Annotated in this window: 20 protein-coding genes and 1 pseudogene; 13 read left to right on the top strand and 8 right to left on the bottom strand. The window is 43.5% G+C overall.

Features of this window, described 5'->3' with window-relative positions:
- A pseudogene (locus tag VK097_RS07890) lies at positions 1-158 on the top strand (IS4 family transposase); the annotation flags it as partial.
- A gap of 352 nt (positions 159-510) precedes the next feature.
- Here the strand turns inward: VK097_RS07890 and VK097_RS07885 are convergent.
- Entirely contained in the window at positions 511-786 is a 276-nt protein-coding gene (locus tag VK097_RS07885) for a hypothetical protein (protein ID WP_324211259.1), read from the bottom strand.
- Between the two features lie 32 nt (positions 787-818).
- On the opposite strand from VK097_RS07885, the gene VK097_RS07880 reads away from it, so the two are divergent.
- Positions 819-944 (top strand): hypothetical protein, encoded by a 126-nt coding sequence (locus VK097_RS07880; protein WP_324211258.1) that lies wholly within the window; start codon positions 819-821, stop codon positions 942-944.
- Between the two features lie 303 nt (positions 945-1247).
- On the opposite strand, the gene VK097_RS07875 is transcribed toward VK097_RS07880, so the two are convergent.
- From VK097_RS07875 to VK097_RS07865, 3 genes are read right to left on the bottom strand one after another with little or no spacing between them, the layout of a single operon-like run.
- Positions 1248-2288 carry an ABC transporter permease gene (locus tag VK097_RS07875; protein WP_324211257.1) on the bottom strand — a complete coding sequence of 347 codons (1041 nt, stop codon included), beginning with the start codon at positions 2286-2288 and terminating at the stop codon, positions 1248-1250.
- Positions 2275-3228, bottom strand: a complete 954-nt coding sequence (locus VK097_RS07870) for an ABC transporter ATP-binding protein (RefSeq protein ID WP_324211256.1) — start codon at positions 3226-3228, stop codon at positions 2275-2277. The genes VK097_RS07875 and VK097_RS07870 overlap by 14 nt, the downstream gene beginning before the upstream one ends.
- A 3-nt stretch (positions 3229-3231) precedes the next feature.
- The gene (locus tag VK097_RS07865) at positions 3232-4392 is read right to left on the bottom strand and encodes a COG1470 family protein (protein WP_414672164.1); all 1161 of its coding nucleotides are present in this window, start codon (positions 4390-4392) and stop codon (positions 3232-3234) included.
- A 130-nt stretch (positions 4393-4522) separates the two neighbouring features.
- Between VK097_RS07865 and VK097_RS07860 the strand changes: the two genes are divergently transcribed.
- Entirely contained in the window at positions 4523-5107 is a 585-nt protein-coding gene (locus tag VK097_RS07860; RefSeq protein ID WP_324211254.1) for an RNA polymerase sigma factor, read from the top strand.
- Entirely contained in the window at positions 5094-5816 is a 723-nt protein-coding gene (locus VK097_RS07855; protein WP_324211253.1) for an anti-sigma factor domain-containing protein, read from the top strand. The genes VK097_RS07860 and VK097_RS07855 overlap by 14 nt, the downstream gene beginning before the upstream one ends.
- Before the next feature lie 91 nt (positions 5817-5907).
- Here VK097_RS07855 and VK097_RS07850 read toward each other — a convergent pair whose 3' ends face one another.
- A complete protein-coding gene (locus VK097_RS07850) occupies positions 5908-6114 on the bottom strand; it encodes a YjcZ family sporulation protein (RefSeq protein ID WP_324211252.1) in 207 nt (68 codons plus the stop codon).
- Between the two features lie 117 nt (positions 6115-6231).
- Positions 6232-6333, bottom strand: coding sequence for a YjcZ family sporulation protein (locus VK097_RS07845; protein WP_188633791.1), 102 nt, complete (start codon positions 6331-6333; stop codon positions 6232-6234).
- Between the two features lie 210 nt (positions 6334-6543).
- Between VK097_RS07845 and VK097_RS07840 the strand changes: the two genes are divergently transcribed.
- Positions 6544-6813 (top strand): hypothetical protein, encoded by a 270-nt coding sequence (locus VK097_RS07840; RefSeq protein ID WP_324211251.1) that lies wholly within the window; start codon positions 6544-6546, stop codon positions 6811-6813.
- A gap of 35 nt (positions 6814-6848) precedes the next feature.
- On the opposite strand, the gene VK097_RS07835 is transcribed toward VK097_RS07840, so the two are convergent.
- Complete coding sequence (locus VK097_RS07835) at positions 6849-7640, bottom strand: DUF2268 domain-containing putative Zn-dependent protease (protein ID WP_324211250.1); 792 nt, start codon at positions 7638-7640, stop codon at positions 6849-6851.
- 143 nt (positions 7641-7783) lie between these two features.
- Here VK097_RS07835 and VK097_RS07830 point away from each other — a divergent pair, with 143 nt between their 5' ends.
- The 5 genes from VK097_RS07830 to dacB all read left to right on the top strand — a co-directional run bounded on the left by VK097_RS07830 (position 7784) and on the right by dacB (position 11562).
- Positions 7784-8014 carry a YppG family protein gene (locus VK097_RS07830; protein WP_324211249.1) on the top strand — a complete coding sequence of 77 codons (231 nt, stop codon included), beginning with the start codon at positions 7784-7786 and terminating at the stop codon, positions 8012-8014.
- A 31-nt stretch (positions 8015-8045) separates the two neighbouring features.
- On the top strand, positions 8046-8486 hold the full coding sequence (locus VK097_RS07825) for a GNAT family N-acetyltransferase (RefSeq protein ID WP_324211248.1): 441 nt from the start codon (positions 8046-8048) through the stop codon (positions 8484-8486).
- 187 nt (positions 8487-8673) lie between these two features.
- Positions 8674-9465 (top strand): formate dehydrogenase accessory sulfurtransferase FdhD, encoded by a 792-nt coding sequence (gene fdhD / locus VK097_RS07820; protein ID WP_324211247.1) that lies wholly within the window; start codon positions 8674-8676, stop codon positions 9463-9465.
- A 120-nt stretch (positions 9466-9585) separates the two neighbouring features.
- A complete protein-coding gene (locus tag VK097_RS07815) occupies positions 9586-9768 on the top strand; it encodes a YozQ family protein (protein ID WP_324211246.1) in 183 nt (60 codons plus the stop codon).
- Between the two features lie 318 nt (positions 9769-10086).
- Entirely contained in the window at positions 10087-11562 is a 1476-nt protein-coding gene (dacB, locus tag VK097_RS07810) for a D-alanyl-D-alanine carboxypeptidase/D-alanyl-D-alanine endopeptidase (RefSeq protein WP_324211245.1), read from the top strand.
- A gap of 43 nt (positions 11563-11605) precedes the next feature.
- Here the strand turns inward: dacB and VK097_RS07805 are convergent, their stop codons facing one another.
- Positions 11606-11884 (bottom strand): hypothetical protein, encoded by a 279-nt coding sequence (locus VK097_RS07805; protein WP_324211244.1) that lies wholly within the window; start codon positions 11882-11884, stop codon positions 11606-11608.
- A 267-nt stretch (positions 11885-12151) separates the two neighbouring features.
- Between VK097_RS07805 and VK097_RS07800 the strand changes: the two genes are divergently transcribed.
- The 3 genes from VK097_RS07800 to VK097_RS07790 are packed head-to-tail and all read left to right on the top strand — an operon-like array spanning position 12152 to position 15781.
- Positions 12152-13621: a spore germination protein gene (locus VK097_RS07800; RefSeq protein WP_324211243.1), complete on the top strand. Its 1470-nt coding sequence runs from the start codon at positions 12152-12154 to the stop codon at positions 13619-13621.
- Between the two features lie 11 nt (positions 13622-13632).
- Positions 13633-14721, top strand: a complete 1089-nt coding sequence (locus tag VK097_RS07795) for a GerAB/ArcD/ProY family transporter (RefSeq protein WP_324211242.1) — start codon at positions 13633-13635, stop codon at positions 14719-14721.
- Positions 14711-15781, top strand: coding sequence for a Ger(x)C family spore germination protein (locus tag VK097_RS07790; protein ID WP_324211241.1), 1071 nt, complete (start codon positions 14711-14713; stop codon positions 15779-15781). Before VK097_RS07795 ends, VK097_RS07790 begins: the two co-directional genes overlap by 11 nt.
- Positions 15782-15801 lie beyond the last annotated feature (20 nt).

Below are 15801 nucleotides of genomic sequence, written 5' to 3'. Positions count from 1 at the left end.
CTGTTGCCCTGCAGCAGTTAATCGAGCTTCTTGAAGATACTCTGAAAAAGAGTAATAAGAAAATGCAACAACTTATTAAAAGTCAACTACAACAGTGGATTGCGGGTCTGCCGAATTATATCAAGGCATACCTGCCTATTTCAGTCTGCGAAAGTTGAGTTATAATATAAGAGTATAAATTTTTGGCTTTATGAATGCTTTATCAAAAATAGCCACGTCCGGCTCCAGCGCTAAAGCTGTAGCGTGACTTCCTTCACCTCCGTCCGATAAGTCAACAGCGATTCCAGAGTTCAAGGAAGGCCGACTAAACCCGGGCTTTGCGCCCAACGTCGGCATACTCCCCATGAGGGGGCATGTTTCCTTTATCTCCTGCGGCCAGTGGGGCAGATTGGCTAAAACCGCCGCGATGCGCGGCAACGCCGACCCACCTGCAGCGCTGAGCGCAGTCCGTACGTCGCTAAACGGGCGCCCCGAGCCTTTGTTCTTGTTAAGAAACTATAAATTCCGTGGTTATGGATAATTTTGTGATTCTGCGGCGGGATTGGGGGTTGAGGAAGGTGAGGGGGTTGAGCAATTTGCACGAGGTTGGTGGATATCGCGCAGCTCCCATGGAATTTCGCGCGACATCCACAGGATTTCGTGCGAGGACCGGCTGATTTCGCGCCACGTCCACAGGATTTCGCGCGATGCTATAAAAAGTTGGTGCACCCCTTCGATAATGTTGATTTTCGGCAGCCGCCGAAAATCGTCATATCCCACTTCGAAAACCCGATGTGACCATTCCAAGATTATCCTCATAATTTCCACGGATTCCAGAGATGAAAGAAGACGCTAAAAAGATGGGACGCGGCTACTCATGGCTCATGGCGAATATCGGCAGAAGAAGCCGGGAATCTGCAGAAGAGAAATTAAATCAACGGAAGAGCGATATTATCAACAGATGACAGGAAAAAACAACAGATGAGCGGCAATATCAACAGAAGACGGGAGAAATCAACAGAAGAGGAAACTTATCTGCAGAAGATAGGATATATCATCAGAAGAATCAAAGAATCTTGGAAAAACCATCTATCCTCTAGTAAAACTGGCTGATTTGTTTTGAAAAAATAGGAGCGGGGTAAAATGCACCAATTATAATATCCGGCTAGTGCGGATTCTTCTTTAATAAAAAGAATTTGTCTCAACAACGTCCTGACTTAAAATAAAGACCGGCCGTCATCTGTTGAGGGATGACAGCCGGTTTTTGCTTAATTCGACCTGATTTCCTGCCGCATGAACAGCATGTAAGCAATCGCGAAACAAATTAATGTTGCTGCGATCAGGCCGGTTAACTGCGGCCAGATTAAAAGGAGGCTCTGATCCAGCGGCAGAGGGCTTGGTATGGCTCCTGAAGTCTGTCGTGTGGTCATAGGTCCAAGACTGCGTACGGTTGGTGAAAGCAGTGTTGTTGTTGATTCACTGAACAGATAATTCGGCGACAGGCGCATGAAATTCAAAATCGTCCCTTGTGCATTGATGGCCTGTTCCTGACTGGTAATGCTTCCTGATGAAAGCATGGACTTGGCAGCCATTTGGACGATCATATTGTAAAAAACACTGAAGAAAAGCCATGCAGCAATGCTGGAAAGGGCTGATGTTGCCGCTTGCCGGAATAACACGGAAAACAGAATTCCAAGGTTCAGCCAGAATGCGATATAGGCGATACATAGAGTGAGAAAACAAAAGACCCTGGCGAACTCCTCAAAGGTCGGCGGTATGCCAAGAATAAGAATGCCAAGTGCCATTACCAGAAAACCAAGTGAAAAAAACAGGACGATATTCAACAGTAATGCACCGATGAATTTGGCGTTCAACACATAATCCCTCGGTATTGGCTGCGACATCAATCTGCTCAGTGTTCCTTTGTTCCGTTCGGAGTTAATTGCATCAAATCCAAGCGCAATACCGAGTAAAGGCCCAAGAAAGGTGACAAAAGTGACAAAGTTTGGCAGGGTGCCATCTGATACGGTGAACAGTTTGAGAAATAGATAAGCATCCTTCCCGATTTGCTGACCGTTTTCGCTACTTTTGTCGATAGCGTCCTGAATGGTCGTAACGGCTGTATACAATGATCCAAAGCATGTCAGGGTTATGATCGCCAGTAAAATGATGATCCGCCAGCTTGTAATATTATCGGTGAACTCTTTTCTGACCAGAGCGAAAAAAGCATTGCGGTTTTCATTTGTTTTTTCCCTTTTATCTGTAATTGCTGCCGGCTTGAGTTTTTGTAATCGGCTAGACAGATTCATGCTGTTCACGCCCTTCAAAGTAACGGTGATAGATTTCATCAAGCCCGAAGTTTTTGTTGCTTATCTGAAGCAGTGCACTGCCGGAATCAATCACCGTCTTACTGATTTGCGGCGTGACATCCCGGCTGCAGTATACTTCGAGATATGACTTGTCATGATCGACCTTGTTCACACCGTCTATCAAACTGATTTTTTGCATCAAATCGGCATCAATCGGATCTGCCGATACTGTCGTGACAAACGTATCATCCACTAATAATTGTTCAGCCAGACTTGGGATATCGCCTTCCGCTAAAAGTGTCCCCTGCACAAATATTCCTGCCCGGTCACATATTTGCTGAACCTGATGCAAATGGTGGGACGATAGCAAAACGGTGATGTTTTCCAGCTCGTTCAAATTTCGAATCATTTTAAGCAATTCGCGAACGCCTTCTGGATCGATTCCTAAAGTCGGTTCATCAAGGATGATGACCTCGGGGTTTTTCATCAGGACATCCGCTAATCCAAGCCGCTGTTTCATTCCGCGTGAATATTTTCCGGTCTTTTTATCAGCGGATTCGTTCAAATAGACTTTCTGCAGTAAATCGTCGGCACGTTTTTTGGCTGTATTTTTCGGGATGTTGTTCATTTCCGCTGTAAATAACAGATTCTCAAGACCCGTCATATTGTGATAGAATCCCAGGTCATCGGGCAGATAACCGACTTTGCGTTTCACTTCAATCGGCTGACGGGTGGAATTGATGCCGGCGACGCGTACCTGTCCTGATGTTGGTTCACTAAGGCCAAGCATTGTGAGAATGGCGGTTGTTTTACCGGCGCCGTTCGGACCAAGCAGACCGTAAACTTCACCTTTAAAAATAGACAGAGATAAATGATCAACCGCAAACTGATCATCGTATTGTTTGGTTATGTCATTAAGTTCAATGATCGGCTGCGTCATAGATTATCTCCTCCCGTATTTTCTGAAAATGTAATACAACCCGCCAATAACCCCCAGAATGATGAGGACACCGATGACCCCCCATAGAGTTGATGTCTCGACTGAAACACGGAATTTCGCGTCGGATGATGCCTGCGCTGTTTCAGCGGTAAAGGTGGTGACATAATCACCTGCGATTGATTCATCCGGTGCTGTCATGGTTGCTTGTACTTTTGCTTGTTCGCCGGCCTTGATGGCTGAGATGCTTTTTTTGTCAAATTCTACGTCCCAGTCAGGCGGCGGTGATGCACTGAGGCTTACGTCTGTAAGATCAGCTGTACCATTATTTTTGACGACCAGATCGACCGTTTTATCCCCGCCTGCAGTGATTTCAGTACTTAAATTGCCTTTTGGTGTTGTTAGTTTTAGACTGTATGATCCCGTTATAACGGTTTCCAGTTTCAATTCCGCTGATGTGCTGCTCGTCGCTGCTTTAATCGGGATCTTATAGTTTTGGGCTTTTACATTTTTGGGCGGTTTCACTTCCACTGTAATATCTTTGGATCCATTTGGTTTCACAGCTGCCGAGGTGATTGACTTGCCGCCTGATTTAAACGTGACGCCCCATCCCTCAGATGCTCCGGAGCTCAGGGCATAATTTTGTTCTTCGGCTGTGCGGTTTTTCAGGGACACATTATATGTAAATGTGGAATCCGCATGTCCTTCCATGTTTTGCTGTTCGGTTGTCAGTTCTGTTTCAAAGGTCCCCTGCTCTGATACCGTGGTTTTAAACGGTAATTCCGCATAGCCATCACCATTACCATCAGCCGCTAACGTAAAGTTATAATCAGCTTTTTCAACTTCAAGCGGAACGGTTACTTCAAGTGTGATTTGCTGTTTTCCGCCCGGCTGAACGGACAGCTGTTGAATATCTCTTCCGTTTGCCGTTATGGTGCTGTTCCATCCGTCCGGCAGACCTTCCAGGGAAAACGTCAGATTTTGGATGGCTGAAGCGCTGTTCTTAACATCCACCTGATAACTGACCGTCTCACCAGGTGTTACCGATAAGCCGGTATAAGGGGTGAATAGTGTTAATCCGCCTGCAGCGTAGGTTTGGTTTACTGCCGGTGCTGTGCTCAAGAGAAGCATAACGACTGTTATGATTGATAGAATCTTTCTGAACATTTCCATTGACCTCCTGCTTGTTTATTTTTCATAGAAGTTACGGACGAAAATGCACTTTGGATTTGTTAATCGGTAAAAAAATTGATAAATTATTAGAAAACAGTTTTAACAGTATCCTGGGGGAAGTAACATGGGCAAAACTATGGAAAGCGTCCAGTTATTGAAGAATATTTCAATGGGTTCCCGCCATTCCTTTGATTTGCTATACGAAAAACATATATCGTTTGTTTTTCGTATAGCATTGCATGTGACCGGGAACAAACAAGAAGCAGAAGATGTTTGTCACGATGTTTTTCTTGAAGTCTATCAAAAAGCTGATCAATACCAGGTTTCCAAAGGAAGTGTTGAGGCGTGGCTGGCAATCAGAACAAAAAGCAGGGCACTTGACCTCGTCAGAAAGAAGAAACCGTTACTCCAAAATACATTGGAAGAATTGCTTTCAGGAGAAGAAGCAGGGGCTGATAAGCAGTTTCTTTCTGAGTTTAAAAAAGATACGGTTCTAAAAGCATTGGAACATCTGCCCAAGGAACAGCGGGAAGCCATTTACAGATCCTATTTTCAGGAGAAAACACATAAGGAAATTGCCAGCACGATGAATAGGCCGCTTGGATCTGTGAAATCGCTGATCCGGTATGGTCTGAATAATCTGCGTAAACAAAAATCCTTATTCAACAAGATGGACACCGGTGGGGGTGAAAAAGATGGCATCTCGTAAACATATACCCGAACAGACGTTAATTGATTTTGCCCTTGGAAATCTGGATGAAGCTGAATGTGAGAATGTCATATCCCATATACACCAATGTCCTAAGTGCGAGAGCATATTGGAGGGCTGGGAGCGTATGCTGCCGGCAGTTAATGAAGAGAAGGAAGCCCCTTCGAGCACGCTGAAAGACAGGCTGGATCAACGTATCGACGAGGAAAACAAACCAGCGAAAAGGAAGCGGAGACCTAAGACGGTTTACTGGCTTGGCGGGGTGGCTGCAGCACTTCTGTTAGCGTTTGGACTTACCACATTCAATAGCGGCAGTAATACTGCGTTAAATGAGGATGTTATCTATAATGACGAGATAAATGAGGCACAGGTTCAGTCAAGACCTGACACCAAAAGGCTTGAAATTATTCCTGTTTCCCGGTTTGATCATGTGTCCGGCAATGTATGGATTAATAATTCCACCCGGGAGATTCTGGTTGAGATTGATGGTTTGGCAGATCTGTCAGGGAAAAATTATCAGATATGGATGATTGATACGGATGATAATGTATACGGGGAATTGCTTCCGATTCAGAATGGCTCGGTCCGTATTTTATATCAGGGAGAAGGCGTTGATCAGTTTAAATTGATTAAAACGAGTGTGGAACCGGCGGGCGGCAGTGAACAGCCGACAGGTCCGGAACCTTTTTCAGTTGATTTGCCCCGTTAATCATTGATATGTATTGTTATAACATTAAAAACCGGACCTGCCATTTGCCGGCAGGTTCGGTTTTTAATCTATGATATTTTACGGGCTGGTGTTAGCACCACGCTGCGCCAACGATGATAAGCAGAATGAATAATACGACGATCAGCGCAAAACCGCGGCCGCCACCGCCATAGCCACCGCCGTAGCCGAATCCGCCACCATAGCCGTATCCGGGGCCGCCATAGCTTGCTCCTGCGACTTGGCCGCCGTAGCCACCGCCATAGCCGCATCCACATCCTTGATTATTTCCAAATCCCATTATAATCCTCCTCAAAAGTTTTGTATTTTTGACAGATAAAGAAGATCTTTCTTATCTGCATAAGAAGGCTCTCGTCATAAAGGCTTGACGATAAAGCCAAGTATTCTATTGTTTGCATTAATAGCCAACGTAAGCAACGCCGACGATAATTAACAGGATAAATAGGACTACGATTAGGGCAAAACCTCCACCGTATCCTGCTCCACCATATTCACTCATTCATCAACACCTCCATAACCGTTTGTTAGTAATATATGTAGGTGAATGAAGATTGATATGGGTACATCCCCAAATTACGGTAATTGGGCTCAGGCAAATGCCGTTTGGGCTGATATGTTTTTCCGCTGATCCCCCAATACAGCTGCCTCTTACTGAAACTTTGCCAAATACATATAATGTCGTGAGTTTCAGTAATATGGAGGTGAAAGGATGTCGGCCAGGTATTATCATGAATTATGCTGTAAAAATAAAGGCAGACCTGTCAAAATAACGACCCGTGATGGTGGGGTTCACCGTGGCATTATCCGAAATGTTGATAATCATCGTGTGTTTATAGAGCCGTTTCGCCGCAGGGGGAGTTTAGGCGGTTTCGGGTATGGTTTTTACGGACCGGGGTATGGATATGGTCCGGGTTTTGCCTATGGTATCGCATTGGGCGCGATAGGTACTTTGGTTTTGCTTCCATTTTTCTACTGGTAAAGGCTTGTTTCTTTAAAATCGAATAAAACAGGCGATCAGGCTTCGTCTGTTTTTTCGATTATTTGTTCCGATTTAACTCCCAGTAAGTCTTGTGACGGTACGTTTTCTTTACTCATGTAGTTTTTTACCAGGTGATATCCTGCGCAATAGCCGGCCATTTTTGGGAAAAAACCAAAACCATATAATAGCTGTGCATGCTTCCGGCCTGATTTCGGGGTATTCCGGTTCGGCAGTATCAGGTTCATGCATATCCTTTCCAATTGTGTATTGGAATAATATGCTGTCCATTGAGCTGTATACTGGTCACCGAACCTTTCACGGACGGCGTTTTCAGCCAGCCCTTCCAATATCACGGTATCAAGTAATGTGTATTCAGCTTCCTTTTTGCTGTATTTGGATAATCTGCAGATGTGATTGTATTCATGGGTCAACAGCGCGCGGATTTCTTTTTCCGTATTCATTTCTGAAACAAATAAAAACAGTTTGTCGGGAAAACTTAGCCCCGATTTTCCATTTTGTTCATGCCTTAATTTTCGATTATTTGTATCGGCAGGCAATATGAAAATCGGAATAACCGGTCCGTTCCATTCTTTCTGCAATTCTTTCGCTTCTTGCTGCACAATCTGCCAGATGCGGCGCTTCTGCAATTCTTTAATCAATTCATCCCCGTTTTTGAGCGGTTCGCGGTACATTCCATGCACGATTAAGTGCTGATGGATTTCCCCGGCTGACACATCTTCATCAAATAGATGTTTAAGTTTTTCGCAAAGTTCAAGCGGCTGATCATAAGCATCCAATAACCATTTATCAGTTCGAATGACACGCATAGCATTCCTCCTAAACATTTTGTATCTGATAGACTATGTCATTTGCCATGTCTCTGTTACTGTCCATATCTTAGACGGACACCTTTTCATATAGCTGGCTGTTTGAATAGGATATATTAAAGCGTAAATAGGGAGGTGTTCTCATGATTTATCTTGGAAGACCGCGCAGGCCTATGCCCCCGCCACGTCCTCCGATGCATCCGCCCCGTCCGCCAATGCAGGGAAATCGGCATCCGGCCGGGCAAAATATCCTGAATCAATTCCGGGATCAGGAAGGAAATTTGGATATTGATAAAATCACCACAACAGCACAACAAGTCGGCAAGCTGTACGGACAGGTAAGCCCACTGATCACAAAATTTATTAAGCGCTGATTCAGCAAGTTCATAGGAGTTGTATAAACGGATGACGATTCGAAAAGCAACAGAACGTGAAACCCGGGAGATTATCCGCCATTCAATGGATGTTTTAAAAGAATCAAGTGTGGGGCATATTCCTGAGGAACAGGAAAAAGCCCAGCAAATGATTTCTCCGCTTTTGGCTTCCGGGGGCTATTATCTGGTGCATACAGGCAATGGCAGCCTTCAGGGGTGGATAGGTGTCGGGAGTACAATTGACTATTATACAGACAAACCTGTAGGTGTCATTCCAGAACTTTATGTCCTGCGGCAATACCGGAAGCAGGGGATTGCAACAAAGTTATGTAAGGAAGCTATAGCAAGGTTGCAGCAGTCGGGGTATGCTGCCGTTCAGCTTAATGTGTTTGCCGGCAATTCAATTAAACAGCTTTATGGGAAACTTGGTTTTGAGGAAGTTACAACATTAATGCAAAAACGGCTCGATTAAGCAGGCAAATTTGGATGAGAGGACTGCCATTGCAATTGATAATGGCAGTCTTTCATTATGAATCATAAAAGCTGAATCAGTTGTGTTCTGACCATTTTCATGATAATTTAATTGACAGAATAGAAAAAATATATCGTATATAAAATGTTTGGAATGTTGAACGGAAGTTGACCTGGAAGGTGATTGGATGAATAATACACAACATAATTGGCAGGTTATCCGGTTTGATGGGGAGGACCCATTATCACTGGATGATGAGATCGCCACAGAATTTCCTATGACAGTTATATTAAACGGTGCAGAATTTGCTACAATGGTATGTTCACCGACCGATTTGGAGGAACTGGCAGTAGGCTTTCTTGCGTCAGAAGGGGTTATCCGTTCGTATAATGAAATCAGCAGTATATCAGTCGATGAAGGCAAAGGGTTTGCTTACATCGATATCACTAAAAATATCGACACCATCCCGCAGGATCACTCAAAACGTTTTATCGGATCCTGCTGCGGGAAGAGCCGGCAGTTTTATTTTAAAAGTGATGTCAGAACGGCCAAAACAGTCTACAGCCGTCTGTCAGTCACAGCTGATCAGTGTTATACCCTGATGAATCAGCTGCAATCGGAATCAGAACAATTCATCCGGACCGGCGGTGTTCATAATGCAGCCTTGGCGACGCCTGATGAAATGCATGCCATTCGGATGGACATTGGCAGACATAATGCCCTCGATAAAATTTACGGGCATATCCTGCAGCAGCGTGTTCCGGTTAAAAATAAATTGATTGTGTTCAGCGGTCGGATTTCCTCTGAAGTGTTGCTTAAGATATCTAAAATCGGCGCGGGAATTCTGATTTCAAAATCTGCACCAACAGACCTGGCACTCCAATTGGCAAATGATCTGGGCATTACGGTCATCGGATTTGCCAGAGCCGGCAAAATGAACGTCTACACTCATTCGCATCGTATTAAAGAAGCGAATTAGGAAACTAAAACCAACCGAATTTGCCGGCGATTGGGCAATTACAATTCCAGAAAAAGGAAACATTACAACCGGCAATGTTTGGACAACCTAACAAGAAATGAACCAAATGGAGGGTTAGGAATGTCGAAAAAGAAGCGAAATAAAGTTAATCCGGAAGACAGCCGCAACATTGCCGAGAAGGACTATGAACCGGAAAATTATTTCGGCAATACACAATTTGATAAGGGGATGGCGGAAACGCACGAACAAGTATCAGATGACTATAAAGAAGGAACGATTGACCGAAAGTTGGAAGAAAGATAACCTTTTCACAGCGTGGAACCTGGGAGTCAAGCGCCTGTTTTTACGGTCAGTCCTACAATCGCCCTGGCAAAGCCGCCACTGCAGCGTATTGTATATTAACTGGCCTGCAGTATGAGGAGCCAGCGCTCATTCAATTTTCACCTTAACGGAAAATGGAGTCTCTTTCTCAAAAAGAGGCTCTTTCTTTATGCTGAAAATCGATTATGAACGGTATAAATTATCTGCACTGAGTACATCATTTTGGAAAGGTCCTATACAAAGAAGGATTTAATACTGACTACGGCGAAATATGATATGAGGTTTATCGGGGTGATTCTTATGACCGCAAAACATTATAGCTTTGGAATGCTCTTTCTTTTTATAACCGTTTTATTGGCAGGGGCATTCGTTGTCAATAAATCGGACCATACAGAAAGCGAGGGAGGAGAGCGCGGTACGATGAGTGAAAAACTAAATCATTTGATTGAAAATGAACCGAAACTGCAAGGGGCTATTACGGGGATAAGTATCCGTGATGCGGAAACAGGGAAAAAGGTTTATGATCATATGGGGAATGTCAGGCTGCGGCCGGCTTCCAATATGAAATTATTAACCGCTGCGGCAGCACTTGCTGTATTAGGCGAAAATCACACGTTTTCCACAGAGGTGCTGGCTGGCAGCTCCACTGCAAATAATCAATTAAACGGAAATCTGTTTCTAAAAGGAAGAGGTGATCCGACACTAATGCCTGAAGACTTTGACAGGTTTGCGAAGAAAGTGAAGGAAAACGGGATTGATATGATTGACGGGGATATTATTGCCGACGATACGTGGTATGACGATGTTCGCTTGTCGCCTAATCTTGTCTGGAGTGATGAGCATTGGTATTATGGGGCGCAGATTTCTGCTTTAACAGTTTCACCTGATAAAGATTTTGATGCCGGTACGGTTATTGTTGAAGTCGATCCGGGTGATGCCGGGGAACAGCCGGATGTTACAGTAACACCTGATACAGAATATGTGCAGATCAGAAATAATGCTAAAACGGCTGTATCAGAGAGCGAAGAAGAGTTAACGTTCAATCGGATTCATGGGGAGAATAGGATTACAATTGACGGGTCCATCCCGGCCGATTCAGAAACCGTCAAGGAATGGATCGCCGTCTGGGAACCGACCGAATATGCGATGGATCTGTTCAGACAAGCACTGGTGAGAGAAGGAATCACATGGACCGGCAAAGTGAAGACAGGACAAGCTCCGGAGAAAGCTCACGTGCTGTATACAGATAAATCCATACCACTTTCCGAACTGCTCTTACCATTCATGAAATTAAGCAACAACACGCATGCCGAAATGCTTGTAAAAGAAATGGGTAAAGCTGTCCATAATGAAGGCAGCTGGGAAAAAGGTCTGGATGCAGTGGAGTCGGAAATGGAAGATTTCGGTGTTAAAATTGATACGACTGTCATACGGGATGGATCAGGGATTTCGCATATGAATCTCCTGCCGCCGGATGAAATATCCAAATTGCTGTATAACGTGCAAGACGAGAAATGGTTTGGGACATATTTAAATTCCCTTCCAGATTCAAGAAAATCAGACCGGATGGCCGGCGGGACACTGCGATATCGAATGGATAATCTCAATGTACAGGCTAAGACGGGGACAATTGATGGTGTCAGTTCGCTTTCCGGTTATGCACAAACGGAGAGCGGCGGAAAAATTATATTTTCTATCATGCTTAATAACTTGCTGGATGAAGATGATGGACCGGGGATAGAAGATAAAATAATTGAGATTTTGGTAAATCAATAGCAGAGGGAGCCCATATGAGGACTCCCTTTTTTTATCCCGTCAACTATTGTTGACTGTTGTTTTGCTGAGCTTGCTGAGCCTGTTGACGAGCTTGCTGCAGCTGCTGCTGAGCTTGCTGAGCCTGCTGATTTTGTTGTGCAGCGCCACCAGCTTGCTGTTGAGCATTTTGCAGTTGCTGTTCAGCCTGCTGAACCTGCTGCTGAGCTTGCTGCAACTGTTGCGGATCAGCACTTGCCTGTGCTTGCTGTACAGCCTGCTGCGCCTGCTGAGCCTGTTGAACCGCTTGCTGCAGCTGTTGCTGTTGTTGGTTTTGCTGTGCCATAAGTAGAACCTCCAGTTAAAATATTGCGCTGCAAAAGCGCTCCGTATCTATCGTGCCACATGTTTTGGAAAATATGTATTTGAATTAATACTTTTTCCACCCAGTTCCCTGTCCGAATGAAGGAAGTGAATCCAGTTTTTCGGGACTAATCATAAGGACATATAAGTCAATACAGATTGCTAACCCGTTATCCGGTATTGTGAATAATAACTTTCTTAATCTTTCATACTAAAGTCAACATATCGGTTAGTTCAGAAGGATGTTCTCATGAATAAGAAAACGTCGCAGAAAAGAGTGCAAAGGGATTTTGACAAGCTGTTACATGAATTAAAAAAGAAAGATGGATTTCTTTACTATAACCTTAATCATGATAACGGCACCATTCATTTAGGTTATTTAAAAACAGCTGTTGATCCTGAAAAGCTGGAAAAATATATTTTGCCGCGAATGCAGGAGTACATGTATAAAGATTTGACCGAACTGAAAGATCATATCCCGTTCACCAAAACCGAGTTATTGGATAATCCGGGTCAGAATGAAATTCATGAAAAGCTTGTGAAAGGTTTCGTATTTATTTACATGGAGAATGTCAGCCCGTCGTATTTGCTGATTCCGCTTCCGCTTGACGAAAAACGCCAGGTCACCATTCCCGAAGTCGAATTCAGTGTTGTCGGACCGAAAGAAGCATTTGTTGAAGATATTGATACGAACCTGAATCTGATCCGGAAAAGGCTGGCGATTCCCGAATTAAGTGTTAAGAAATTAAAAGTCGGTACGATCACGAAAACAGAGGTAGCTGTTGTCTCAATCGATGGAATAGCTGATGAGGAAAATGTCAATACCGCAGTACAGCGCATTAAAGATGTGGAAATTGATCAGGTGATCGACAGTTCATTTATCCAGCAGACAATTGCTGATAACAAAAATTCCCCATTTCCGCAGTTATTGGATACTGAGCGGTCTGACCGGATTGCCGCTGTACTGGCTGAAGGAAAAGTTGCCATATTTGTTGATGGTTCGCCACATGTTTTACTCGGACCGACAACATTGATTGAATTCTTTTCCGCGTTTGAGGATTATTTTTTAAACTGGATGACTGCGTCGGCATTCCGAATGATTCGTTTAATTGCCGTATTTTTCTCAATTTTAGTCACGCCGTTATACGTTGCAATCCTGACACATCATTTTGAAATCGTCCCGCAAACACTGCTTGTGACACTTGTCCATTCCAGAACGCAGGTGCCATTTCCACCGGTAATGGAGGCAATCATTCTTGAATTCACCATTGAATTGCTGCGTGAAGCGGGTGCCAGATTGCCGACCAAAATCGGCCAGACGATCGGTATTGTGGGTGGTATCGTTATCGGAACGGCAGCCGTAGAAGCCGGACTGACAAGTAATGTGCTGCTGATTGTTATTGCATTGGCCGCTTTGGGGTCTTTTACAACACCAGTGTATAAAATGAGTAACACGATCCGGCTGATCCGTTTTCCGTTACTGATTATTTCTCATGTTTATGGTCTGATTGGTCTGACAGTTGCTATTGCTTATATTATGGTGCATCTGCTAAGGCTGACATCACTTGGAAGGCCGTTCTTTGCACCGATTTTTCCATTCAGGCCTCAAGATTTCAAAGATGCCTTAATCCGTCTGCCGTTTAGCAAGCAAAATAAACGTCCATTTCAAGTACGTCCAAGTAAAGTTAAGCGGCCTGTTGCTAATGAAAATGACAAATAGAGGGATAGATGATGATTTCACGCGATGATAAAGTATCAGGGCTGATGGTCTTTTTTCTCATTTCAGCTTCCCAAATAGGTGTAGGATACCTTGGGTTTCAAAGCATCATTAATAAATACGCCGGTCATGATGCCTGGATATCAATAATCATTGCCGGTATTGGTATCAGCATCATCATATGGACTATGTACCAGATGCTTAAGAATGACGAGCAGGGCGATATTATTGCGATCCATCAGTTAACGTATGGGAAGTGGATCGGAAATTTTTTGACGCTTATATTTACGATCTATTTACTTTTAATGGCTACGGTCGTGCTGCGGACGTATATCGAGATTGTCCAAGTATGGATGTTTCCTCATTTGAAAGTCTGGGCAATGTTATTGCTGCTGCTGCCGCTGATTTATTATACGATATCTGATCAATTCCGGATAGTTGTCGGGGTATGTTTCCTAGGCATCGTATACCCGTTTTTTTTAAACCTGACGCTGTTTTTCCCGCTGAATTATGCGGATATTACGTATATATTGCCAATTATGGATCATACCATTACCGAAATTATGCAATCGTCAAGCTTAGCCGTTCTTAATTTTATGGGCATTTCAGCACTTCTTGTCTTTTACCCGTTCATACAAGAATCCCATAAATCGCAAAAATATGCCCATTACGGGAATTTCTATACGACAGGCTTATATCTGGCTGTTTGTCTGATTGCATATGTTTTTTATAATCAGAGTGAATTGGAAGAAGTCATTTGGGCAACATTGGGGCTCTGGAAAATTATCGAAATGCCATTTATGGAACGCTTTGAATTCTTTGGGATTGCCACACTGTTCTTTACGATTTTGTCAAACGTTGTACTGTTCATGTGGGCCTCAGCACGTGTGATCCACCGTACCTTTGGTGTTGCCCATAAAAAAGCGGCTGTTGTCCTGCTGATCATTTTATTCATAGCTTGTGTTATATTTTCAGGAAGAGAAGGTGTGAATATATTAAATGATACAGCCGGCAAAATTGGTCTTGTGTTACTGTTCATCTACATACCGGTGTTGTTTGTAATTAACTTTATTCGCAGGAAGGTGCGGAAAGATGTATCTTAAATATGTTGTTTTTTTCGTGTTTCTGATTACAAGTTTGCTGTTTAATGTTCAGATGCCGACGAAAGTGATTGATATGATTCAAATGATTACAGTAGTAGGGTACGATGCAACTGAACAAGATACGCTCCGGGGCACCGTTGTGGCACCCAAATATTTGCCGCAGGGTAAAGTGGAAGATTTTATTTATACAGATACCGCTGATACAGTATATGAAAATCGGGTTAAATTGAATGCGAAAGCGACTGAACGATTGTTGAGCGGTAAACTCAAGGTTGTGTTTTATAATCGGGAGTTAGCAGAACGGGGTATCAAAAATTTCGTTGAATTTATGAGGAGAGATCCATCTATTGGCGGTAAGGTATACCTGGCAGTAACAGAAGGATCGACGCTTGAGCTAATAAATTCAGTGCAAACCAGTAAGGGCAGAGGTATGTTTTTTACCGATTTATTTGAACATAATATCAAGCACGGGAATTTGCCGCAAACGAATTTAAAGGAATTTGAATCCGATTGGCAGAGTGAAACCACTGATCCGATACTACCGATGTTCAGTATTGAAAACAAAAAGCCGGAACTGCAGTCAATCGCACTCTTTGACGGTGATAAATATGTTGATAAATTACCGATCAAGGATGCGGATGTGTTTAAATTGTTATACGAAAATGTCAGTGATGGATCTTTCCAGCATAAAAATGACAAGTATTACATATCGATTGAAAATGTTGAATCAGACAAAGATGTGGCTTTTGAAGCCAAAAAAGAAAGCGGCGAGGTAACGGTTAATCTGCAGGTTCGGGGTGTTATCAGGGAATTCACCGGCCGGAAGCCCACAAATCGATTGCCAGCGATTGAAAAAGATATCCAAAAAGATTTAACACAAAAAGCGGAAAAACTGATCAAGCGTTTTCAGGAATTGAATATTGACCCCCTTGGAATTGAAGGGGATGTCAAGAGCAGTAACCGGAATTATGATAAACAGCATTTTAAGGAAGTCTATCCGGAAATGCCCATTAGCGTAAATGTGGATGCCAGGCTTACGGAAACCGGCACAAGGCGCTGAATTATCACAACAGGATGATG

This window comes from Lentibacillus sp. (assembly GCF_035301675.1).
In the GTDB taxonomy this organism is placed as follows: domain Bacteria; phylum Bacillota; class Bacilli; order Bacillales; family Amphibacillaceae; genus Lentibacillus.
This window is presented reverse-complemented; position numbering and strand designations above follow the sequence as displayed.

Excerpts from the sequence above, each read along its gene's own strand:
- VK097_RS07880 (WP_324211258.1), top strand. The coding sequence starts at position 819 with ATGAAAGAAGACGCTAAAAAGATGGGACGCGGCTACTCATGGCTCATG.
- VK097_RS07875 (WP_324211257.1), bottom strand. The coding sequence starts at position 2,288 with ATGAATCTGTCTAGCCGATTACAAAAACTCAAGCCGGCAGCAATTACA.
- VK097_RS07870 (WP_324211256.1), bottom strand. The coding sequence starts at position 3,228 with ATGACGCAGCCGATCATTGAACTTAATGACATAACCAAACAATACGAT.
- VK097_RS07865 (WP_414672164.1), bottom strand. The coding sequence starts at position 4,392 with ATGTTCAGAAAGATTCTATCAATCATAACAGTCGTTATGCTTCTCTTG.
- VK097_RS07860 (WP_324211254.1), top strand. The coding sequence starts at position 4,523 with ATGGGCAAAACTATGGAAAGCGTCCAGTTATTGAAGAATATTTCAATG.
- VK097_RS07855 (WP_324211253.1), top strand. The coding sequence starts at position 5,094 with ATGGCATCTCGTAAACATATACCCGAACAGACGTTAATTGATTTTGCC.
- VK097_RS07850 (WP_324211252.1), bottom strand. The coding sequence starts at position 6,114 with ATGGGATTTGGAAATAATCAAGGATGTGGATGCGGCTATGGCGGTGGC.
- VK097_RS07845 (WP_188633791.1), bottom strand. The coding sequence starts at position 6,333 with ATGAGTGAATATGGTGGAGCAGGATACGGTGGAGGTTTTGCCCTAATC.
- VK097_RS07840 (WP_324211251.1), top strand. The coding sequence starts at position 6,544 with ATGTCGGCCAGGTATTATCATGAATTATGCTGTAAAAATAAAGGCAGA.
- VK097_RS07835 (WP_324211250.1), bottom strand. The coding sequence starts at position 7,640 with ATGCGTGTCATTCGAACTGATAAATGGTTATTGGATGCTTATGATCAG.
- VK097_RS07830 (WP_324211249.1), top strand. The coding sequence starts at position 7,784 with ATGATTTATCTTGGAAGACCGCGCAGGCCTATGCCCCCGCCACGTCCT.
- VK097_RS07825 (WP_324211248.1), top strand. The coding sequence starts at position 8,046 with ATGACGATTCGAAAAGCAACAGAACGTGAAACCCGGGAGATTATCCGC.
- fdhD (WP_324211247.1), top strand. The coding sequence starts at position 8,674 with ATGAATAATACACAACATAATTGGCAGGTTATCCGGTTTGATGGGGAG.
- VK097_RS07815 (WP_324211246.1), top strand. The coding sequence starts at position 9,586 with ATGTCGAAAAAGAAGCGAAATAAAGTTAATCCGGAAGACAGCCGCAAC.
- dacB (WP_324211245.1), top strand. The coding sequence starts at position 10,087 with ATGACCGCAAAACATTATAGCTTTGGAATGCTCTTTCTTTTTATAACC.
- VK097_RS07805 (WP_324211244.1), bottom strand. The coding sequence starts at position 11,884 with ATGGCACAGCAAAACCAACAACAGCAACAGCTGCAGCAAGCGGTTCAA.
- VK097_RS07800 (WP_324211243.1), top strand. The coding sequence starts at position 12,152 with ATGAATAAGAAAACGTCGCAGAAAAGAGTGCAAAGGGATTTTGACAAG.
- VK097_RS07795 (WP_324211242.1), top strand. The coding sequence starts at position 13,633 with ATGATTTCACGCGATGATAAAGTATCAGGGCTGATGGTCTTTTTTCTC.
- VK097_RS07790 (WP_324211241.1), top strand. The coding sequence starts at position 14,711 with ATGTATCTTAAATATGTTGTTTTTTTCGTGTTTCTGATTACAAGTTTG.